Genomic DNA, 22846 nt, shown 5'->3' with positions numbered 1-22846 from the left:
TCTTTTTGCTTCCTGCTTTAAGAACGGGTTGTACTTCAAGAAACATTGACAACTTAAGGGGGGTATAATAAAATTTCATTAATGCAAAAATAGCGGAAGCTATAATCCACACAGGCTTTTGGTTGTGGAGAAAGGGCGACGGTGAAGAAATCAAAGGCCGGTGTCAAGTGACCGGCTTTTTCATATAAAAGAATTTTTTAATGGCAAGGGGTGAAAAAATGCCTGATATTTCTGGCTTTGATCAGATTTATAACGGAGCTGTCAGCGCGGGCAGGTTTCCTGAAAAGTTATTTCTGGAGGCCCGTCAAGGGGCAGTTGCCGCCCTGGATCTGGCTGAAGAAGTTCTTGGGCAGGCCATTGGCGAATATGGCATTGATCATCCGGTAGGTTTTCCCGATACCGCCTATTTCCTGCCTGTTATCCACAGCTTAAGCGGCGAGAATATCGGCACACTTGGCGGCTGTCTGCCCCTGCTCGGCCGTGAGCGGCTTGTCCTGCGCGGTGATCTGACTTTTGTCAACGCAAGGCGGTGGGGAGAGACAACCTGGTATGCCGCGGAGATTATTGAGGCGGTAAGGTATCTGAGACAAATACCGGAAACCCCGCTGCATACCCCTCCATGGACGGGCTTTATAGGCGACCCAGTGGTTCGCGCCTGCGGAGTTAAAATGGTTGACTGGACCATTCCCGGTGAGGCCATAATCTTCGGCCGGGCCAGGGACAGCCGGGCGGTCGCCGGGGTTGTCCGGAAGCTGAGGGAAGCCGGTTTAATGATTTTTTTGTGCGACGAAGTGTGCGATCAGCTTCTTTCTGAGGGAGTCAAGCTGGGCGCGGAATTCATGGCTTACCCGCTGGGCAGTTTTACGCAGCTTGTACACGCGGCTAACTTTGCTCTTCGGGCGGGGATGATGTTCGGCAGGGTCCCGGCCGGGCAAAAAGACGCCCAGCGTGATTATCAGCGCAGGAGGATCAGGGCTTTCGCACTATACCTGGGCGCGCATGACCCGGTAAAAACCGCCGCAGCCATGGGCGCAATCAACATAGGCATTCCGGTTGTTACAGATCAGGCTTTGCCGGAGGACGGGCAGATACCGGAATGGTTTATTTCGGCGCCCGATTATGATAAAATGTTACAAACCTGCCTGGAACTGCGCGGCATTAAAATCGCTACGGTTGGTGTGGATGCCCCGATTTTGGTCGGGCACACCTTCGAGGGTGAAAGTATCCGCCGTAAAGACGCTCAGGTAGAGTTCGGCGGAGGCAGGACACCTGGTTTTGAGCTGGTCAGGATGGTTGGGGAAGCAGGAGGTTTTATTGACGGCCGGGTTGAGCTTACCGGGCCGGATATTGACGGTATAAAACCGGGAAGCGCGCTGCCTCTTGGCATTGTGGTTGATGTATTCGGCAGAAAAATGCAGGAGGACTTCGAGCCTGTCCTGGAACGGCGTATTCACTACTACATTAATTACGGCGAAGGTTTATGGCATGTAGCTCAGCGCGACCTGAACTGGGTCCGCATCAGCTCTGATGCTTATAAAAAAGGATTTCGCTTAAAACACCTGGGCAATATCCTGATCGCCAGGCTGAAGGCCGAATTTCCCGCCATAGTTGACCGCGTTAAAGTGTCTATCTATACCGAAGAGAAAAAAGTCCTTGAACTGCGTGAAACCGCACGGGATTATTATAAAAAGAGGGACGAGCGCCTGAGGATACTCAGTGACGATACAGTCGACACATTTTTTTCGTGCCTGCTCTGCCAGTCATTCGCCCCGACCCATGTTTGCATTATCTCGCCCGAACGGGCGGGGCTGTGCGGGGCTGTTAGCTGGCTGGACGCCAGGGCGGCTTGTGAGATCAATCCTTTCGGAGTCAACCAGCCTGTCCGGAAAGATGGTTTAATTGACGAAAAGAAGGGGCAATGGGAATCATTTAATGATTTTGTCTATAAAAACTCCCAGCACACCATTAAAAATGTAAACCTCTATACAGTTATGGAGTACCCGCACACTTCCTGCGGCTGTTTTGAATGCATTTTAGGTATTGTTCCGGAATGCAACGGTCTGATGGTTGTCAACCGGGAGCATACCGGCCCGACACCGACAGGAATGAGCTTTTCCACTTTAGCCGGCTTGATCGGCGGCGGAGTTCAGGCGCCGGGTTTTATGGGGATCAGCAAGTCGTACCTGTTCTCAAGAAAGTTCGTATCCGGCGACGGCGGGTTGGCCAGGCTGGTCTGGATGCCCCTGGCTCTAAAAGAACAGCTGCTGCCGGCTCTAACGGAGGCTGCCCTGAACGCCGGACTTTCAGAAGGGTTTCTTGATCAAATAGCGGACGAGACGATCAGCACAGAGAGCATGGAAATTCTAAAATTCATGGAAGAAAAAAAACACCCCGCCCTGAACATGGAATCTTTAATCTGATTTAACATCTTTAAAGGAGACATACCCTTGACTGGTTTGGATATTTTTAAACTGCTGCCCAAGACAAACTGTAAAAAATGCGGCCAGGCGACGTGCCTTGCCTTTGCCATGGCGCTGGCCAACGCCAAGGCTGATCTCGGGCAGTGCCCGGACTTAAGCGATAGGGCAAGGGAGACACTGGAAGCGGCCTCGGCGCCGCAAATAGCCCTTGTCAAAATCGGAGTTGGGAATGGTGAGGTCCAGGCCGGTAATGAAACCGTCCTTTTCCGTCATGATAAGTGTTTTGTCAATCCCGCGCCTCTTGCTGTTGTGGTTTCAGACAAGAGCGAAGATCCGGCTATCGAAACTTTGAAGGCAAATAAACTGGTTTTCGATCGTCTTGGACAGATGCACGGAATAAACATGGTGGCGGTCCAAAATGATTCCGGGGATCCTGAGGTCTTTTCCTGGGCAGTAAAGATTATATCGCAAGGAACCAATTTTCCTTTAATTCTGATCAGCGAGGATCCTTTGGCGATAGAAAAAGCGCTTGAGATAACCGGCGCAAAAAAACCGCTTGTCTATGCGGCGACAGAGGAAAACTATCCGGCTATGACAGAACTGGCCGGGAAATATAACGTCCCCCTGGCCGTGAAAGGAAGAAGTTTGGATCATTTGGCCGGTTTGGCCGAAAAGGTGGCTGCGCTTGGGCACAGGCAGCTGGTTCTTGATTCGGGGGCTCGAAGCGTCAGGCAGGTTCTCGCCGATCAGACACAAATCAGGCGCCAGGCTTTGAGGAGGTTCCGGCCTTTCGGATACCCCACCATTGCCTTTGCCGTCAACAGCCGGGACCCTTTGCAGGCAGTTGTTGAAGCGGGTGTTTACATAGCGAAATACGCGGGAATAGTTGTTCTTCCCAGCGCTGATCCGGAGGTTGTTCTTCCCCTGGTTACCCTTCGCTTGAACATATTTGCCGACCCGCAAAAACCTGCCGCTGTTGACTCCAGGATTTATGAAATCGGTTCCCCGGGAAATTCGGCGCCGGTTCTGGTAACATCAAATTTTTCACTTACCTATTTCTGCGTCGCCTCGGATGTGGAGGCGTCCCGCGTGCCTGCGTATATCCTGCCTGTTGATACCGACGGCGTTTCCGTTCTTACGGGCTGGGCCGCAGGCAAGTTTACACCCGAGAAAATTACTGCAATGCTTAAGGAATCAGGAATTGAGGATAAAGTTACCCACCGCAGGGTGATTATACCCGGCGGTGTCGCCGTTTTAAGCGGTAAATTACAGGATCTTTCCGGCTGGGAAGTGATAGTTGGTCCTGTAGAGTCGTCCGGCATACCGGCTTTTCTAAAACGGCGCTGGATAGCTTAAAAAGGCGTAGGCGAAAAAGGTGACCTGTGAATTGGGAGATCCTTTGGTTAGAAATGTAAAAATCATCCCCTGGGGAAAGACAGTGGCCATACCTAACGGCGAGAACCTTCTTCAGGCGATAGCGGAAGCGGAAATACCTGTACGCGCCGCCTGCGGGGGAGAAGGCGCCTGCGGAAGGTGCAAGGTTTTACTTAGGGAAGGAAGGGTCAGGCCGGGATTGCCGGGCGGACTTACCGGGGAAGAGTTAGCCTGTGGGTTTGTTCTGGCCTGTCAGAGCGTTCCGGTAGAAGACGTGGTCATCGAAATACCGGAAAGTTCTCTGGTGGACCTGCGCCGGATCGTTTTGTCGGAGCCCGGCCGGGGCATCGATCCCTCCGGGCCGCTCTACAGGAAAATAAAATTAAAACTTCGGCAGCCGTCGCTGGATGATCCCAAAGACGACCTGGGGAGGCTGCTTGATGAATTGCGTTTTCATCTGGGAGATAGCCGGATAAACGCAGGCCTGGGCGTTGTTCGTACTTTGCCGGGCATATTGCGGGAATCAGGTTGGATTGTAAACGTTTCCCTGGCCGAGGCCGGCGGGGAAATATATATAGAACAGGTTGAACCAGTGTCTGATTCAAAATATTACGGCCTGGCCGTTGATATAGGCACGACTACTATCGCAGCCTGCCTGGCAGATCTCGAAAACGGCCGGCAGGTGGCCGCAAGAGGCGCTTATAATAAGCAATCTGTTTATGGCGAAGATGTTATTTCAAGGATAATTTATGCCGGAGAGCATAAAGACGGCCTGGGAGAACTTCAGGGCGCCGTGACGGGGACTATCAACGGGTTGGTTTCCGGCATGCTAAATGATTATAAGATCGACCCCGGTGACGTCAGGGCAGCGGTTTGCGCCGGCAATACCACCATGACCCACCTGTTTCTGGGCCTTGATCCAGCATATATCCGCCTGGAGCCGTATGTGCCGGCTGCCAATAATCCGCCTCCGGGCCGGGCCGGGGAAATCGGCCTTAAAATAAACCCCAACGCGCGGGTGCATTGTCTTCCCGGGGTTTCCAGCTACATCGGGGGCGACATCACGGCGGGTGTGCTTGTTACGGGCATGGCCGAGGCGGAGGAGACCGCTCTTTTTATAGATGTGGGAACTAATGGGGAGATGGTTTTGGGAAACAGGGAGTGGCTGGTTGCCTGCTCCTGTTCCGCAGGGCCGGCTTTTGAGGGCAACGGAATAAGATACGGCATGCCGGCTGCCGAAGGCGCTATTGAGCGTGTTTTTATATCAGAAAAAGGTTCCCGGGCGGAGTGCCGGACAGTCGGCAATGCGCCGCCCGCGGGGATTTGCGGTTCCGGCCTGATTGACTGCCTGGCCTGTTTTTACAGGGAAGGCGTTATTGACCGGGCAGGCAAATTTATTTTAAAAACTGAAAACCACCGGTTCAGGGAAGGGGACGAAGGCCTGGAGTTTATTTTAGCCAGCGGGTTGAATAACCGGGAAATAACTATTTCAGAAACAGAAGTCAAAAACCTGATCAGGTCAAAAGCGGCAATATTTGCCGGAATACGGTCAATGCTGAAAACAGTCGGCCTGCCGGTTGAAGCAATCGAAAGGATCTACCTTGCCGGAGGCTTCGGGCGATTCTTAAATATCAGGCAGGCGGTTGCAATAGGAATGCTGCCCGACCTGCCGGAAGACAGATATGCCTACCTTGGCAACAGTTCCCTTAAAGGGGCTGTCCAGGTATTGCTTTCAAAATCAGCCCGGAGGAAGCTTGAGGAACTCTCGGGAAAAATAACATATTTGGAACTGGCCGCGGAAAAAACTTTTTATGATGAGTTTATTTCAGCCCTTTTTCTTCCGCACACGGATTTAAACTTGTTTCCGTCTGTAAATTTCAAGGATAAGAGGCGAACATGAGCACGCTCAGCAGCTGACCTTCTAATGTAAGTTAATTTTCGGGATAGGAGCAAGGATATGTCATTTACGATAGCTGTCGCAGGAAAGGGAGGAACGGGCAAAACAACGCTTGCCGCGCTCTTGATCAGGCAATTAATCAAATCCGGCAGGAAACCTGTCCTGGCGGCGGATGCTGACGCCAATGCAAATCTGAATGAGGCTCTAGGCATCAAGGTTAGCGATCAGACAATTTCTTCGAAAATACCCAGGATCAACAGCAGTCTCGAACCGCTGCCGGCAGGCATGACCAGGGAGCGTTATCTTGCCTACTGTGTCCACCAATCCCTGGCCGAGGGGGATGACTTTGACCTGCTGGTTATGGGCGGGCCACAGGGACAGGGATGCTACTGCTATGTCAATAACCTCCTGCGGAACTTTATACAGCAGCTAAGCTCAAATTATCCTTATATAGTTATGGATAACGAGGCCGGTATGGAGCATTTAAGCAGGCAGACCACGGACAATGTGGATATTCTGTTCATTACAAGCGATGCGACAGTCAGGGGCATCCGGTCGGCGAAAAGGATCAAAGAGCTTGTGGTGAACTTGAACCTCGCCGTCAGGAATATGTACCTTATAATCAACAGAGTCGCCGGGGATTTTGGGGAACTGCTGAAAGAAGAGATTGCCAAAACCGGCCTGAAGCTGATCGGAACGATTCCCGAAGATGAACAGGTTATTGATTTTGATCTTGTAGGCAGACCGATCTTTGAGCTGCCTGACGAATCGCCTGTCGTCAGGGCTGTATCAGAGATTATGTCCAAAACTAAAATTATTGAAGAACCCTGATAATTTGTAAAACAGGAGAATGAATGTGGCTGTAAATATTATAAAAGAAAAATACAGTAACAGGATCAACGAAGTGGTTATCGGCACAGGCCTGAACGCGGTAAAAGCTGGCGGTGACTATACGCTGCCTTTCCTTCTTTTTGAAGGTGAGATGCCGAACAGGCCGCTGGCTGCCCTGGAGGTTTGGGACATTGAGCCAAAACAATGGCCTGAAATACTGACTTCTGAATTTGAGGGTGTTATGAACGATCCGGCGGCCTGGGCAGGGAAGTGCGAGGAACACGGCGCGGATTTAATCTGCCTTACTCTGGCTGGCTCTCACCCCGATAACCTGGACAGCAGTCCTGCCCAATGCGCTGAAACGGCCAGGGCCGTTGCCGATGCTGTGAAAGTTCCGCTGATTATCATGGGCTGCGGAGTGGAAGAAAAGGATGTTCAGGTTATTGGCGAAGTCTGCAAGGTTTTGGAGGGAAGAAACTGCCTGGTCGGGTGCGCCAAGCAGGATAATTACAAAACAATAACCGCCTCCTGTATAGTTCACGGACATAGCCTGATTGCTTCAAACCCCCTGGATATAAACATCGCTAAACAGCTTAATATCCTGGTTACCGAGATGGGCCTGCCTTCAAACCGTATTGTCATAGACCCTCTTGTGGGATCATTGGGCTACGGGCTGGAGTACGCCTACTCAATCATGGAAAGAATCAGGATCAGCGGGTTGTCCGGGGATAAAATGCTGGCCATGCCCATGTTCTGCCAGATCGGGCAGGAAGTCTGGAAGACCAAAGAGGCCAACAGTCCGTTTGAAGAAACGCCTGAATGGGGTGATCAAGCCAGGCGTGCGGTCATGTGGGAAGTTGTCACGGCGGCAACGATGGCTCAGGCAGGGGGTTCTATTATGGTCATGAGGCACCCCGGGTCTTTAAAACAGTTTCTTGTTCACATGAAAAACCTGATGGAAGAATAGATTATGGCTGTGATAATCTGATAAGCATAGGGAAGGGGGCTGCGTTCTTGATTTTAATTGGCGAGCGCATTAACGGTATGTTTGGAGATATTCGGGAGGCTGTTCTAAGCAGAGACCCGGAGCCGGTTAGACATTGGGCCTTGCGCCAGTACCGGCGGCGGGCTGATTACCTTGATATCAGCACGGGCCCTTTACTGGAAGCCAAGGATCAGCCTGAGGCAATGGCATGGCTGGTCAGGACTGCTCAGGATACTGCCGATCTTCCCTGCTGCCTCGATTCCACCAACCCGGAAGCGATTGAGGCAGGGCTAGAGGCTCACAGGGGGAAAGCGCTGATCAACTCTACGACAGCCGACCAGTGGAAGATAGATATCTTTTTACCCATGGCTTTAAAGTATAAAGCGGCGCTAATCGGTCTGGCCATGAACGAGAAAGGCGTTCCAAAAAGCGCCGGAGACAGGGCTGCCCTGGCCATGGAAATAATCGTCAACGCCGATGCCAGCGGTTTCCCCATGGAAGACCTGTATCTCGATCCGCTTGTCCTGCCCTGCAATGTCGGGCAGGAACACTGTCCCGAGGTAATCGAGGCAATCCGCTGGATCAAAACGCTTGCTGATCCGCCGCCGCGTACGGCATTGGGTTTGAGCAATGTATCCCAGAGATGCGCCGAACGAGGCCTGCTCAACCGCACATTTATGGTTATGTGTATGGCGGCGGGGCTGGATGCGGCTATCGTTAATCTTGACGATGATGAACTGCTCAAGGCAGTTGCCGCCTCCAAGGTCATTTTAAATAAGGAAATCTACTGTGACTCTTTTCTCGCAGCGTTTGGGAACCGGGACTAAATTAACATGAAAGTAGTGAGGGATGAAATGGAAACTCCAGGTGCAGCTAAGCTTAATAAAAAGATAGAAGACAGATCGGCCAGGGTGGGTATAATTGGACTTGGCTATGTGGGTTTACCGCTGGCGGCGACAATAGCCGAAGCCGGTTTTCATGTGCAGGGGTTTGATGTTCAAAGAAACCGCGTCGAGCTTGTCAACCAAGGGATTAACTACATAGGAGATGTTGTCGGCAGTAAAATGAAAAAACTGGTTGCCGGAGGATTCTTACAAGCCACGAGCGATCTCGGCGAACTCCGGAATGTAGAAATAATTGTCATTTGTGTGCCGACCCCGTTAGATAAGCACCTGCAGCCGGATTTACGCTACATAATCAATTCTACAAAGCAGGCCGCCAATAATATAGCCGAAGGTACACTTGTTATATTGGAAAGCACAACCTATCCGGGTACCACTGAGGAAGTTCTGCTGCCTATCCTGGAGGGGCGCTGGCAGGATGTGCCGGAGCTGCTGCGGGAGTTTCAGGAAACAGGGCCCTTGCCCAGAGAAATGAGTTGCGGCAGGGATTTTTTTCTTGCTTATTCACCGGAAAGAGTTGATCCCGGCAACCGGGAGTTTAAAACTGAAAATACTCCCAAGGTGGTGGGCGGCATAACTGAAGATTGCGCCAGGCTTGCTGCGCAATTTTATCTGGCTGTCTTAAAAGCTGCCGTATGGAGAGTTACTTCACCCAGGGTGGCGGAGATGGAAAAGCTCATGGAAAACATCTTCCGCCTGGTAAATATAGGACTGGTTAACGAGATGGCTATCCTTTGCAAAAAGATGAATATAGATATTTGGGAAGTAATCGAGGCTGCGAAAACAAAACCATATGGCTTCATGCCTTTTTATCCCGGACCCGGTTTGGGGGGGCACTGTATTCCTATCGATCCTTTTTATTTAACTTATAAAGCAAAAGAATTTGGCCTGGAGACCAGGCTTATTGAGGTTGCCGGGGAGATAAACCGGCAGATGCCGAAATATGTTGTCGACCAGTGCATGCATATTTTAAACTTTTCACAAATAGCCGTCAAAGGCGCCAGGGTGCTTTTAACAGGGATCGCCTACAAAGCGGACATTGACGACTGGCGGGAGTCGCCAGCCCTGGAAATCATGGAAAGGCTGATCAACCTGGGAGCAATTGTGGATTATCACGATCCGTACATCCCTTCAATCAAAATAAAAAGTATTTCCCATAAATCGCTGGAGCTGACGCCGGAGCGCGTTGAGCAGGCTGATCTCATTCTTATTACTACAGACCACAGTAATATTGATTACAAAGTCATTTGTGAACGAGCGAAAAGGATACTGGATACGCGCAATATCATTTTCCGGATGGACATGTTGCCGGTAAACGGAGAGTATTACAAAATCTAACCTGTGCCCGGGAGGAAAACTAGGTGACTTTTAAGGCGGCTGTAATAGGCGCTGGTTATTGGGGAAAAAATCTCGTACGCAATTTTTATAACCTGGGTGTGTTAAAAGTAATCTGCGACACGTCGGAAAAGACACTTGGGGAATTAAAACAGCAGTATAATAACGTGGAAACAACCCCGGATGTTGATCTGGTTTTTAAGGATCCGGATATTAACGCGGTAGTCATCGCCGCGCCGGCGGCGAATCACTATGCGCTGGCCCTTCGTGCCTTGCGTGAAAACAAGGATGTCTTTGTTGAAAAGCCGCTTTGTCTTTCCGTGCAGGAGGGAAAAGAATTGTGCCTGCTTGCCGGTGAAAAAAAGCGGATCCTTATGGTGGGACATATACTTCACTACCATCCTGCGGGTATCGTCCTAAAACAGGCTGTGGCATCGGGTCTGGCAGGCTCAATCCACCATATTTATTCATACCGCTTGAACCTGGGAAAGTTCCGGAGTGAAGAAAATGTAATGTGGAGTTTTGCCCCCCACGATATTTCGCTGATCTTATCTTTAGCCGGGGACATGCCGTCTAAAATATCCGCTGCGGGAACAGCCGGCTTAAGGCCGGAAATTTATGATACGGTATGCCTGCAGCTTGAATTTGATAATAATCTGCGCGCCAGCGTACTGGCCAGCTGGCTGTATCCTATAAAAGAACAGAAGGTTGTGGTGGTGGGAAGTGAAGGCATGCTCGTTTTTGACGACACCGCCGCCAGGGAACAAAAACTGTTATATTTCAAGGAGCCTGTTCAGTGGAAAAACGGGATTCCGGAGCCGGTCCGCAATAATCCCGAAATGCTGGAAGTCGCCGGCGATGAACCGTTGAGACAGGAATGTCTTGCTTTTATAGAAGCGGTAAACAGCCGCCAGGCGCCGGAAACAGACGGGTGGGAGGGCTTGCGTGTGCTGGAAATACTGTCTGCCGGGCAGAAATCGCTTCTGGATAAGGGAAACTGGGTAAAAGTCGGCGGGCCAAAGGAAGAGGTCTCCTATTTCGCCCATCCCACAGCAGTTATAGACGAAGGCTGCAGCATCGGCGCAGGGGTCAAGATATGGCATTTCAGCCACGTCATGGCTGGCGCTGTGATTGGCCCACGCTGCAACATAGGGCAGAATGTGGTTGTGGCGCCCGGCGTTGCGCTCGGCAGCAATGTTAAAATACAGAACAATGTTTCAGTATATACGGGGGTTACCTGTGAGGACGACGTTTTTTTAGGGCCGTCCATGGTGTTTACAAATGTTAAAATTCCCAGAAGTCATGTTTCACGCCGTGATCAGTACATTAAGACAATTATTCACCGGGGCGCTTCTATTGGCGCTAACGCTACCATAGTCTGCGGAATTGAAATTGGAAAATACGCCATGATTGGCGCAGGCGCAGTCGTAACTAAAGATATACAGGATCATGCGCTGGTTATGGGCAATCCCGCGCGCCAGGTTGGCTGGGTTTGTGTTTGCGGCGAGAGACTGGAACCCGGAGAGCAATGCCGCAGCTGCGGGTTTAAGCTGGATATTTGATATTCTTTCCATCAATAAGAGTAAAGGAGTCAGACCATGAAGGTTCCTCAGTTTAGTTTGGCCAGTCAGACTACGAGAATAAAAGAAGAATTGGAGGAAGTTATCGGGCAGGTTGTTACAAAAGGCTCGTTCATTCTCGGGGAAAATGTTCAGAAGCTGGAACGTGAAGCCGCCCGGTACCTGGATGTAGAGTACGGTATTGGCGTCGGCAGCGGGAGCGACGCGCTTTATCTGGCTTTACTTGCCTGCGGTGTGGGTTTTGAGGATGAAGTGATCACCACACCGTTCACGTTTTTTGCTACTGCAGGATCGATAATAAGGGCAGGGGCGGTTCCGGTCTTTGTGGATATCGACCCGGATACGTTCAACCTTGATGTAAATCTGCTTGAGGAAAAAATTACTGAAAAAACGAGGGCGATAATGCCTGTGCATCTGTATGGACAGGCTGCGGATATGGCGCCCTTAATGGAAATCGCCGTTAAACACAACTTAAAAGTTGTCGAGGATACTGCCCAGGCTATGGGTTCTTTGTACGGCGGGAAAAAATCCTGCTCTTTCGGCGACGCCGGATGCTTGAGTTTCTTCCCCACAAAAAATCTCGGCGGATTCGGCGACGGGGGAATGGTTGTAACCGGCAATCCGGAAGTGGCTGAAAAAGTAAAAATGCTCAGGGTTCATGGAAGCAGGAAGAAGTATTTTCACGAGGTTGTAGGGATAAACAGCCGCCTTGACGAGATTCAGGCGGCAGTGCTGGCTGTTAAAATGAAATACCTTGATCAGTGGATAGCAGCCAGAAACAGTCTGGCTGCAAATTACATGAAGCTGTTCAAACAACACGGACTGGATGAGATAGTGAAGTTGCCGCGTACAATTGATAACGCGTACCATACTTACAACCAGTATACAATTAGAGTTCCCGACAGGGATAAACTTCAGGCCTTTTTAAATGAAAGAGGAGTAGGGACAGCTATATACTACCCGCTGCCGCTTCACCTGCAGCCGTCATTCTCCTCCTTAAACTATAGAATCGGTGATTTCCCCCAGGCCGAGAAAGCCTGCGGCGAGGTCATATCCCTGCCGGTATTCCCTGAACTTGCTTCCGAACAGCAAGAGTATGTTGTCGAGACGATGAAACAATTTTACCGTGAAAAAGGATTTTAACAGGATTTGCATATGAAATTAGTAACAATAGTAGGCGCCCGCCCGCAGTTTATTAAAGCAGCGGCGGTTTCCCGGGCAATTAGGAAGCACAACTCTGGGAACCGGGCAAATCAAATAGAAGAAATAATTGTCCATACCGGACAGCATTATGATCACAACATGAGCCAGGTGTTTTTTGAAGAGTTGGACATTCCCGCGCCAAACTACAATTTGGAAATCGGGTCGGATTCCCACGGCCGGCAAACAGGCAGGATGCTTGAAGCTATTGAGGATGTTCTCGAAGATGAAAAGCCGGATTGGGCGCTGGTATACGGAGACACCAACTCTACCCTGGCGGGGGCTCTGGCGGCGGTAAAAATGCATATACCTGTGGCCCATGTTGAAGCGGGCTTAAGGAGTTTCAACCGAAGGATGCCGGAGGAGATTAACCGGGTACTGACGGATCATGTTTCAAAAATGCTCTTCTGCCCCACGGTAACAGCAGTGGAGAACCTCCAACGCGAGGGTATTTTGGAAGGGGTATACCAGGTCGGTGATGTTATGTTTGACTGTATGCTGTATTACCGGTCGAAAATAGGAAGCGGTTGCCCCGCTTTAACCGCTTTGGGGCTGGACACAAAGGGCTTTGTTCTGGCCACTGTACACCGCGCTGAGAATACCGACTCTCCTGATGCCCTTCGGGAAATATTCGGGGCTTTCGGTGAAATTGCACGACAGTCACCAGTTTTAGTGGCGCTGCATCCCAGGACGCGCAGGTATCTCGACAGCTACGGAATAAGGGTGGCTGAAGGTGTCAAATTGCTTGAACCGGCGCCTTATTTGCAAATGATTGAACTGGAATGCAACGCCGGGGTGATCCTGACAGACAGCGGCGGCGTTCAGAAAGAAGCTTTTTTTGTAGGCACACCCTGCATAACGCTCCGGGAAGAGACCGAGTGGGTGGAAACTGTAGAATGCGGAGCAAATGTTATCTGCGGAGCGTCAAAAAAGAGGATTATAGATGCCTTTACGGACCTTGGGAAAAGCAGACATGAAATTATCTGCGGCACGGGTATATACGGAAACGGCGATGCCTCAGAAAAGATAGTCGATAGATTAGTTGGTGCTCGGGAATTATGAAAATATTAGCGCCGTTTGCTTTGCTTTATAAATATAGAAAATTGCTTTGGCAAACCACTGTCAATGATGTAAGAGCCCGCTTTGCCGGTTCTGTGTTTGGTTTGCTGTGGTTGTTTTTTTATCCGTTATTGCTGTTGGGGGCTTACGCGGCAGTTTATATATTTATTTTTAAAGTTAAGTTTCAATTATTTAATTCAAATGAATATGTTGCTCTTATATTTTGCGGATTAATACCATTTCTTGGATTTGCAGATGCACTTGGTATGGGTGTCGGTTCGGTAGTTTCTAATGCTAACCTTATTAAAAATACTCTTTTCCCAATTGAACTGGTTCCTGTAAAATCCGTGCTTGCTTCACAATGTACTCAAATAGCCGGTTTATTAATATTACTTGTAGTTCTGGGATTTCTCGGCAAGTGGTCAATCTGGCTGCCATTTTTTTTAATTGTTTGGGGGCTGCAAATTTTATTTTCGATAGGACTAATCTGGATTATGTCAAGTATAAATGTCTATGTCAGAGACCTTCAAAATATTGTTGCAGTGATAATTCTGATTCTTATGCTTGTTAGCCCTATAGCTTATACAGAAGATATGATTCCTCCAAACATGAGACCGTTTTTGGCTGCTAATCCTATATACTATCTAATTGTTTCTTACCAAGACGTGTTAATGTTGGGCCATTTCCCGAGGGGCTACATTTTCTGGATACTGTTGGTCTTTTCGTTATTCATATTTATTTTTGGACACTGGTTTTTTATGAAGATGAAGCGGGTGTTTGCAGATAATGTCTAATCAGGCAATTAAAATTGATGATTTGGGTAAAATGTATCGTCTGTATAAACGCCGTACTGATAAAATATTAGACGCTTTTGGCGTTAAATTTTGGAAAAAGAACTATTATCAGGAATTCTGGGCATTGAGAGATCTGAATCTGGAAGTAAACAAAGGCGAACGTCTTGGAATTATTGGACGTAATGGCGCGGGTAAAAGTACCTTATTGAAAATTATCACTGGTAATATTATGCCTACTGAAGGAAACATTAAAGTACATGGTTACATACAGGCTTTAATGGAATTGGGGACAGGCTTTCATCCTGAATTTACAGGAAGGCAAAACATTCATGTTTCTCTATCGTATCAAGGATTTACAGAAAAACAAATATTCGAGAAAGAAGAGGAAATCATAGATTTTGCTGAATTGGAGGAATTCATAGATCAGCCAATAAAAACGTACTCAGCCGGGATGTATGCGCGTTTGGCTTTCTCTACCGCAACAGCTATTGAACCGGAGATTTTAATTATTGATGAGGTATTGGGGGCAGGAGATGCATATTTTGCAGGGAAATGTGTGGAGAGAATGCGTAAACTAACGGATGATTACGGGGCTACTGTTCTATTCGTAAGTCATGAATTAAGCAGCGTAATGCAGTTATGTGACCGGGTAATATGGATAGAAAGAGGAAAGATAAAGGATGACGGAAATCCTTTAAGCGTGATTAAGAAATATTCGGCCATGGTTCGGAAAGATGAGGAAATTCGCCTTCGTGCAAGAGATCAAAAGGTATTAAAAAAACAGGCGATATTGCTCGATCAATATGAAGATATCTATCAATCCCTCCTTTTTCATTTTATCTGTCAAAATGGCAGACCTCCAACCGGTAAAAATCGTTTTTATACGATAAGGCTGAAAACGAACACGGAAGAAATAGGTATAATTGACGTTGGCGGGCCGATGGATAATTCCTCAGAACAGCTTCATTACCTGATGGATACCAAAGGCTTCATGGATTGGGGGCCCCCTATTAGAGAGGGCAATAACATGTATCGCGAATATACCAACCTGAAGGGAAAATATGGACATGCGCCTTTTGAATTTGCGGTTCCAAAACCATTTTTGTCCAATCCAGAAAACTTCATGTTGGAAATTGAAGCAAAAGTTGAGGAAGATATTTTCGTAGAAGTCTACGATGGTAATAGCTATAGGTTTATTGGATCGTTAAGACCGGGTATCTCTTCAATCTATAAAATAGAATTGCCTTATGATTTAATAAATGATAAAAAATCAACCAATATTATTTTGGAGGATGACAAAATTAGGTTAAATCCCATAGAACTGAACCAAAAAGAAGGCTGCATAGGTGATCCTGATGACAAAACCAAGGGAAATATTTTTGAAATCACGGACTATGGAAGCAAAGAGGCAAAGATCACATCCGTGCAGATGCTTGATTATAGGGGGCGGGATACAAGGGTTTTTGAAGCAGGCAGGTCGGTGAAAGTAATTCTGAATTACGAAGCCGCCTTTGATCTTATTCGCCCCGTGTTTGTTTTTTGTGTATACCTGACTGATGGTAGATGTGCGACCCAGTGGGTCGCGGATGAAAGCATGTATGAACTTGTGAAAATGCCTGCGAAAGGATCATTTGTTTTTTCTCTTAAAACATTGCTGCTTGGCAGGGGCTCTTATGTAGCCAGCGCAGCCATTTTTAAAAAACTTCCAGTAAACGGGCTTGAAGTAGAGAGCTATCATGTGCTGGATCGCTGTATTCATTTTGAGGTATTGCAGAGTGTTGGTGATGATATTGAAAAAGGTTTATGTTTGCAACCTTTCGAGGTAGAACTTAGAGATGGAAGATAAAATGAACAATGAATATTATAAGCAATCTTCAATTTGGGGTAATAAGCCAGATGCTTACCAATTGCAAGTGCTTTTTGATATCTTGGATGTGCTTCCTGGAGATGTTGAAAGCATTCTGGACATTGGATGCGGGGATGGCTATATTACAAACTCCTTGCCTGAAAGTCTGCAAATAGTAGGGATGGATATCAGTGAGCAAGCATTGAAGTATGTCCGGCGAGAACATAAAGTTGGTTCGATAACGAATATTCCGTATCAAGACACCTCTTTTGATTTGGTTATGGCCAACGATATAATTGAGCATCTTCATGATACTGATTTTCAAAAGGCTGTAAGCGAGCTGCAAAGAGTAGCCAAGAAATATATTTTGATTACAGTGCCGCATAACGAACAGCTTGAAACAAATCAAACAAAATGCGCTAATTGTGGTATGACTTACCATATACACTGGCACCAGCGGTCCTGTAATGAAAAAAATCTTATATCCTTAATGGATTCAGGTAAATGGAGAGTACGTGAAATACGCTACACTGGCACTACAACTTTACCGCCTTATGATCCAACAATAAAAATACGGCAGGACGCTGGTTATTATCATTATTGGAACGGAGCGGTCTGTCCAAGATGTAGATCTGGAAAACAAGTTGAACAAACTGGACAAGAACATACAACATTGAGATTAATTGAGGCATTGAGACATAATAAATGGTTTAATAAGAGTATTTTTCATATTAACCGTAGTGAAATAATGGTACTCTATGAAACTCTTAATATTGAATCTTTTCCTTTAAAAACAATCACTCCGATTTATGAAGTCCAGGGAAGTTTGTATGAAATTGACTTTCTAAACAAATTACAGGCTGTAGAAAGCGATTTTACTGCCGGTTCAAAATGGGCCAGGTTTAGGCTATCGGATGATGCTTCTTCTGATAAGAATGGGATATTTAAAGACAATTCAGCATTACACTGTGTCGAGATACCTGTTAGGTTTCCTGTTCTTCCCGATATAGGGGACTCCATATTAATTGAGGCTTCGGGGTCTAATTTAAATGACCGAATAGCTCTATACGCTATAGACGGTGTGTCAAACCAGTCAGAATTAATATATGAATCTGCTGTTGCCGAACAAAATTATCTTATAGAAAAGTCGTTAAACTGGACATGGAACGCAGACAGATTCGGTTTGTCTTTGTCTGTTTATCTCTATGGTAATGTGAGATTGCGTAGACTGGACTATTTGCCTAAAAATAAAGTCAAAAAGGATATTCCTTTTTTGCAACTGAAAAGAGGCTATAATGTTAGTGCCCTCGATAAAGATGGCTTTCGCCGATCTTGGGGATTATGCGTCGACAAAGAAGGTAAATTGCCAAAACCTCTTTGGCTTTCCATAAAACAGGCTGAAAATAATACGGAAGTGTCAACATTTGATATAGTCGATTTAATAAAAGATGTCACCAGCTTTTTAAATAATAAGATCTTTAATTTAAATAATCTGTTGGAAAGTAAAGAAATTGAAAGAGTACAGGCAGAGAAGTCATATACAGATGTACAAAAAGCATATTCTGAATTGCAAAAATCACTTTTAAAAGTGCAGGAATTGCTTGAGGAAAAAGAAGATCAAAGAGCACAGGCGGAGAAGTCATATACAGATGTACAAGAAGCATATTCTGAACTGCAAAAATCACTTTTGAGTACACAAGAATTACTTGAGGAAAAGGAGAAACAGAGAGAATATGCAGAATCAGCTTATAAAGAGGCTTCAAAATATGCTACTTACTGGCATAAAAGTTTATCTCGCAAAGTACAAAGAGTTCTTGTTCTTTCCCATATGTTTCCGCACCCCGACCAAAAAATAAGCGGGCCGTTTGTACACGAACTAGTAAAAGCCCTTAGGGATTATGAAGGTATTGATGCCAGGGTAATATCATGCCGTCCTTTTTGGCTAAACGGTTTTAACCTCTACCGCATCTGGAAAGCGAACCTGGTGTACCCGCAATGGCTCGATCAAGCAAAGTGGACAAGTTATGATGAAGTTCCTGTTCTATATCCACCGTACCGGACAGGATTTCCATTTTATCATTTCTATTTCAACGGTTTAACATATAGGGCTGCTGTATTATCCGTAATAGATCGCGCATGGAAGGATTTTAAATTTGATCTAGTACATGCTCATACCGCATATTTAGATGGCACAGCAGGACTTGATGTTTCAAACTATTACAAAGTACCTCTTGTTATTACCGAGCATACAAACCCATTTAGTTATTTAACAGGCAAGCCCATAGTTAAACAATTTACTCTTAAGGCTATTAGGAAGGCTCATCGGGTTTGGTGCGTGAGCGACGCACTGGCAAAAGAAGTAAAAAGTAATTATTCAAATCAAGAAACTGTCGATCATATAAAGGTTTTATATAATGGAGTGCCCATTGATGATTTTTATTATAATCCGGCTAAAAAAACTGAAAAAGAGAACATACGATTGCTTTATGTGGGATTTCTAGAAGATTATAAAAATCCTCTAAATCTGCTTGATGCATTTGTTAAAGTTAAGTCCACGATCCCTTCAGCTATATTAAAAATTGTTGGGGATGGTTCACTGTACGAGATAATAAAATCCGATATCGAACAGAAAGAACTGCAAGATTCTTGTTATCTGCTTGGTTCAAAACCCAGAAATGAAGTGGCCAGAATTATGAGGGAAGAATGTGATATCTTTGTCCTTCCAAGCCGGAGCGAAACCTTCGGTGTAGTGTTGATTGAGGCCATGGCCTGCGGCAAACCCGTAGTATCAACGAGATGTGGCGGCCCGGAAAGTATAATAACCGAGCCGTTTATTGGTGAATTGTGCAGCAATGATAATCCAGACGCTCTTGGAGAGGCAATAATCAAAGTCGCAAAGAACTTAAATTATTATGATCCAGTCAAAATCAGGAATTATACCCTGCAAAACTTCGATTACAGGGTTATTGCCGCTAGCCTTGCGTCACAATATCAGGAGGTGGCCGGTAATGAGCAGGATAAATAAGCATAAACCATTTAAGTTAGTTGCTTATTTTGCTGTCTTAATCATTGCCATAGTTTTATTGGCAGATAAAGCTCATTCAAATATAGAACTAGGTTTGATAGAATTTTACGGACATTATAATGGCAGAAATGTATACAGTCAGATATTTAAAGAAGATGCAAGTGTGAAAAACACAAAGGTAAATCCTTACGTTGAACCACAGATGGGTTGGAAAATAGGAGGCAAGTCCGTCCCAAGTCCAACCAAGGTGGCTTCAGAGGGGTTGACTAAGGTAATCAAGGGTGACGTTACAGCCGCTCAAAAATATGCTTCATGGTTAGTTGATAATTCAATAAATAAAGACGGGGCAATGTTTTTCCCTTTTACATTTGATTACGCCCCTTACTGGTCCTATTCCTTGAAAGCACCCTGGAACTCCGGGCTAACCCAAGGATTGGCTTTGGGTTTATTTTCGCTTTTATATAAATATACCGGGCAAGATGAGTACAGGCATTTTGCTGATATGGTTTACCGTTCTTATAAAATTCCTCTTGAAAAAGGCGGTTTTACCAGATTCGAAAAAGACGGTCCGTTTTTTGAAGAGTACCCGACAGAAACTCCTACAAGGGTGCTTAATGGCGCCGCTGTCACCATGCTTGCCTTGCACGATTATGCAACAATAGTTAATAATAAAGAAGCTGAAAGAATGTTCGAATCCAGCGTCCACAGATTTGATGAACTACTGGGAGAATACGATATAAAGGAACCCGTTTCGGGAATTATTACGAGTTCTTACAGCCTTGCGCCAGTCAGGCCTGAGATCCTCGGCCGTTTTGTAGGTGAAGGAAATATCTTTGTTTCTAAAATGAAACTAATTGGCATAAAAAAAGATTCAGAGAAGGATATAGCATCCGGCCAAATAGGGGTGCCCTCAGACGATGATGTTATGCGTGAGTTTTATGTCTGGCCGGATAAAAAATTAATGAACTGGGGTGACTACGGAATTATTGATGATGTACCCGGAAGAGAGACAAATGGAAAAAAAGGAGAATATGGCCATGCTCCTTTTAAATTTTCAATGCCACAAGCAGAAACATTTGATACATATGCTGTTGAAGTAACCTGGATGCCATTAAAGAATTGGAATAACAAACCTGTTAGTGTTCAGCTGTATGACGGAGTTGAATGGTGGCAGTTGGGTATGATTATTCCTGAAAATGAAAAAGGATTGCAGAAGCAGAGGTTCTCTTTAAGCAGCGATTTCTATGAAACATGGAATAAATTAACAAATACCAGTTTCAAAATTGACAATAAATATATTGATGATAATCAGATACTGGTTAGTATTATCGGGCAAATTTCCGGTTCCGAAACGTGTAATTACTTTGCTAAGAGGTGGAAGCAATCGATAGATTTGGTGCCGGCCAGATGGCTGAACAGGTACCCGCCTGCTTTTTTACATTCTGAAAGTCTGCAACCGGTTCTAAATATTTTGCCAAAGACTGATCAGTCCAGGCATGTAGAGTACCCGTCCGTGATTAAAATAAGAGACCAATATTTCATGTATTACTGCGCATACGGAGATGATGAAAGGTGGCGGCTGTTCACGGCAACGAGTTCCGACGGTTTAAACTGGACAAGACAAGGCCGTTTAAAAGCCCTTCCAAGTTATCTGAATGGAAATCTAGCTTTTCCATATGTTGTTGCGGACAGAAAAAAAGGTGGCTACTTAATGTATTTTTCCGCTTCGGAACGAACAGGAAAACCCTATAATAAAATTTGCTGGGCTCGTTCCAGCGATGGTTTGAACTGGAAATATGGCGGCGTGGCAGTTAATGATTCGGGTCTTAAACCTTTAGTGCTTTTTAAACCCAGGGGCGGTTATGAGATGTTTTTCGTAAAATCTGAAAATGGCAAGTTTGAATTGATTTACACTACCTCGCCGGATGGAATACATTGGGATAATGAAACAGTAATCTTGGAATTTTTATCAAAACAAAGGGGGATGTATACTGTTTCCGGAATGTATTTTGAAGACAGGTTGATGATATTTTTAGAAAGTACTACCCCGTGCCGAAGGCATGATATGTTGCTTTATGTCGGAAAAGACGGAAAAGATTTAAAGCCTGTCAAGGAAAATCCGGTCATTGTCGGCAGAGATTGGGAAAATCGTTGGGACAATATCCGTTATGGATATAATTTCGTTAAGGACGGAGATAAGTATGTGACTTATTATAACGGAATTCCAAAAAAAGGGGACGAATCAGGAGGGCAGATAGGACGGGCGGAGATAGATGTCAGACTCTTAAAAAAATATGTCAGTGAAGCCAAGTAATACTTGAGGAAGGTATCCCGTTATGCATATTGTTATGCTTGCTCCAGATTGTTATATGATCGACAGACGTATTCTGCTTGAGGCAAGAGCTTTTATAGATGCCGGAAACAAGGTTACGTTGCTTTCCGGATTTGAATGCCAGAAAGAAGAGCAGTACATTCAAGAAGGTATTGATATTCACCGTTACAAGTATGATTGGGATGACGAACGACTTAAAAAAATTCGCACAATGCTGCCGAAAAACGATTATTTTCGTACTTTTATAAATAAATCATATATGTATTTAGCCAGGCGTTTTTTTGAAGTAAGTCCGTTCGATCAATTTATGATTAATAAAGCGCTGGATTTTGATGCAGACATCTATCATGTTCACGATTTACCCTGTCTTAAAGCCGGATATTATGCGGCACGATTTCGAAGTGTTCCTTTGGTCTATGATGCGCATGAGCTTTATTACGCTCAAAGCGTACTGCCTCTGAATCTTCAGAAGTTATATTTCCGTATGGAAAAAAAATATATTAAGTACCCGGATGTTACAATTACCGTAAACCCATTTATTGCAGGTTTGATGGCAGAGCGATATAAGGTAAAACAGCCGGAAGTGATAATGAATTGTACCGAATCTTTGATAGAGATAGATTCAGAAGAAGCGAAAAAGAAGCTTAGAAAGAAAGGCAATATTCCAGAAAGTTATAAGATAGTCTTATACCAGGGCTGGATTTCTCAGGAAAGAAATATTGAAACACTAATTCAAGGAGTTAAATATTTTCCAAATGAAGCATGTCTGGCTATAATTGGTTACGGTGAACATGAAAACGTTCTTCGTATTCTCGCGAAAAAAGAAAATGTCGGTGAGAAGGTGTTTTTCCTGGGCGCTGTTCCCAGCGATGAGATACTTTCTTTAACTGCCGGCGCTGATCTTGGTGTAATTCCATATTTGCCAATTGATGATAATCATAAATATTGCTCACCGAATAAATTTTTTGAGTTCATATTGGCCGGAGTTCCTGTAATAACTGGTGATTTGCCTTTTTTTAGATTAATGAATGAAAAGTATGACATTATTAAGTTTGTTGACATCAGTAACAGTGAAATGTTCGGCAAACTGGTAACTAAACTCTTCTCAGAACCATTATTGCTGGATAATTTGAAAACCAACTGTTACAAAGCAGGAAAGGAATTAAATTGGGAAGTAGAAAGAAAAAAGTTATTAAATATATATAATCAAAGTGTCTTAAATATCGCCAGACAATAAAATAATCTAAAAAGTAAGAGGTAATGTTA

General features: G+C 45.6%; 15 protein-coding genes. All 15 read left to right on the top strand.

Annotated features, from left to right (window positions below; all coding sequences use genetic code 11):
- Positions 1-218: 218 nt before the first annotated feature.
- From cdhC to DEH07_09240, 15 genes are read left to right on the top strand one after another with little or no spacing between them, the layout of a single operon-like run.
- Positions 219-2420 carry a CO dehydrogenase/CO-methylating acetyl-CoA synthase complex subunit beta gene (gene cdhC / locus DEH07_09310; GenBank protein HBY04696.1) on the top strand — a complete coding sequence of 734 codons (2202 nt, stop codon included), beginning with the start codon at positions 219-221 and terminating at the stop codon, positions 2418-2420.
- Positions 2421-2441: 21 nt separating this feature from the next.
- Positions 2442-3776: an acetyl-CoA decarbonylase/synthase complex subunit gamma gene (locus tag DEH07_09305; protein ID HBY04695.1), complete on the top strand. Its 1335-nt coding sequence runs from the start codon at positions 2442-2444 to the stop codon at positions 3774-3776.
- Positions 3777-3819: 43 nt separating this feature from the next.
- Positions 3820-5694 (top strand): ferredoxin, encoded by a 1875-nt coding sequence (locus tag DEH07_09300; GenBank protein HBY04694.1) that lies wholly within the window; start codon positions 3820-3822, stop codon positions 5692-5694.
- 57 nt (positions 5695-5751) lie between these two features.
- A complete protein-coding gene (locus DEH07_09295) occupies positions 5752-6522 on the top strand; it encodes a carbon monoxide dehydrogenase (protein HBY04693.1) in 771 nt (256 codons plus the stop codon).
- A gap of 25 nt (positions 6523-6547) precedes the next feature.
- On the top strand, positions 6548-7489 hold the full coding sequence (locus DEH07_09290; GenBank protein ID HBY04692.1) for an acetyl-CoA decarbonylase/synthase complex subunit delta: 942 nt from the start codon (positions 6548-6550) through the stop codon (positions 7487-7489).
- Positions 7490-7536: 47 nt separating this feature from the next.
- Entirely contained in the window at positions 7537-8334 is a 798-nt protein-coding gene (locus tag DEH07_09285; protein HBY04691.1) for a methyltetrahydrofolate--corrinoid methyltransferase, read from the top strand.
- 27 nt (positions 8335-8361) lie between these two features.
- A complete protein-coding gene (locus DEH07_09280; protein ID HBY04690.1) occupies positions 8362-9747 on the top strand; it encodes a UDP-N-acetyl-D-glucosamine dehydrogenase in 1386 nt (461 codons plus the stop codon).
- Positions 9748-9770: 23 nt separating this feature from the next.
- Complete coding sequence (locus DEH07_09275; protein HBY04689.1) at positions 9771-11306, top strand: oxidoreductase; 1536 nt, start codon at positions 9771-9773, stop codon at positions 11304-11306.
- A gap of 36 nt (positions 11307-11342) precedes the next feature.
- Complete coding sequence (locus DEH07_09270) at positions 11343-12467, top strand: transcriptional regulator (GenBank protein ID HBY04688.1); 1125 nt, start codon at positions 11343-11345, stop codon at positions 12465-12467.
- 12 nt (positions 12468-12479) lie between these two features.
- Positions 12480-13586 (top strand): UDP-N-acetylglucosamine 2-epimerase (non-hydrolyzing), encoded by a 1107-nt coding sequence (locus DEH07_09265; protein ID HBY04687.1) that lies wholly within the window; start codon positions 12480-12482, stop codon positions 13584-13586.
- Positions 13583-14377 carry an ABC transporter gene (locus DEH07_09260; protein ID HBY04686.1) on the top strand — a complete coding sequence of 265 codons (795 nt, stop codon included), beginning with the start codon at positions 13583-13585 and terminating at the stop codon, positions 14375-14377. Before DEH07_09265 ends, DEH07_09260 begins: the two co-directional genes overlap by 4 nt.
- Positions 14370-16223 (top strand): ABC transporter ATP-binding protein, encoded by a 1854-nt coding sequence (locus tag DEH07_09255; protein HBY04685.1) that lies wholly within the window; start codon positions 14370-14372, stop codon positions 16221-16223. The genes DEH07_09260 and DEH07_09255 overlap by 8 nt, the downstream gene beginning before the upstream one ends.
- Entirely contained in the window at positions 16213-19248 is a 3036-nt protein-coding gene (locus DEH07_09250; GenBank protein HBY04684.1) for a hypothetical protein, read from the top strand. The genes DEH07_09255 and DEH07_09250 overlap by 11 nt, the downstream gene beginning before the upstream one ends.
- Positions 19136-21562 (top strand): hypothetical protein, encoded by a 2427-nt coding sequence (locus DEH07_09245; GenBank protein HBY04683.1) that lies wholly within the window; start codon positions 19136-19138, stop codon positions 21560-21562. Before DEH07_09250 ends, DEH07_09245 begins: the two co-directional genes overlap by 113 nt.
- A gap of 34 nt (positions 21563-21596) precedes the next feature.
- Complete coding sequence (locus tag DEH07_09240) at positions 21597-22817, top strand: hypothetical protein (GenBank protein HBY04682.1); 1221 nt, start codon at positions 21597-21599, stop codon at positions 22815-22817.
- Positions 22818-22846: the final 29 nt, after the last annotated feature.

Origin of the sequence: Desulfotomaculum sp. (assembly GCA_003513005.1) — a bacterium.
In the GTDB taxonomy this organism is placed as follows: Bacteria; Bacillota; Desulfotomaculia; order Desulfotomaculales; family Nap2-2B; genus 46-80.
This window is presented reverse-complemented; position numbering and strand designations above follow the sequence as displayed.

Bases quoted from the DNA above. Each gene is read 5' to 3' on its own strand.
- DEH07_09245 (HBY04683.1), top strand. From the start codon at position 19,136: ATGATCCAGTCAAAATCAGGAATTATACCCTGCAAAACTTCGATTACA.
- DEH07_09270 (HBY04688.1), top strand. From the start codon at position 11,343: ATGAAGGTTCCTCAGTTTAGTTTGGCCAGTCAGACTACGAGAATAAAA.
- cdhC (HBY04696.1), top strand. From the start codon at position 219: ATGCCTGATATTTCTGGCTTTGATCAGATTTATAACGGAGCTGTCAGC.
- DEH07_09260 (HBY04686.1), top strand. From the start codon at position 13,583: ATGAAAATATTAGCGCCGTTTGCTTTGCTTTATAAATATAGAAAATTG.
- DEH07_09250 (HBY04684.1), top strand. From the start codon at position 16,213: ATGGAAGATAAAATGAACAATGAATATTATAAGCAATCTTCAATTTGG.
- DEH07_09295 (HBY04693.1), top strand. From the start codon at position 5,752: ATGTCATTTACGATAGCTGTCGCAGGAAAGGGAGGAACGGGCAAAACA.
- DEH07_09265 (HBY04687.1), top strand. From the start codon at position 12,480: ATGAAATTAGTAACAATAGTAGGCGCCCGCCCGCAGTTTATTAAAGCA.
- DEH07_09255 (HBY04685.1), top strand. From the start codon at position 14,370: ATGTCTAATCAGGCAATTAAAATTGATGATTTGGGTAAAATGTATCGT.
- DEH07_09280 (HBY04690.1), top strand. From the start codon at position 8,362: ATGGAAACTCCAGGTGCAGCTAAGCTTAATAAAAAGATAGAAGACAGA.
- DEH07_09240 (HBY04682.1), top strand. From the start codon at position 21,597: ATGCTTGCTCCAGATTGTTATATGATCGACAGACGTATTCTGCTTGAG.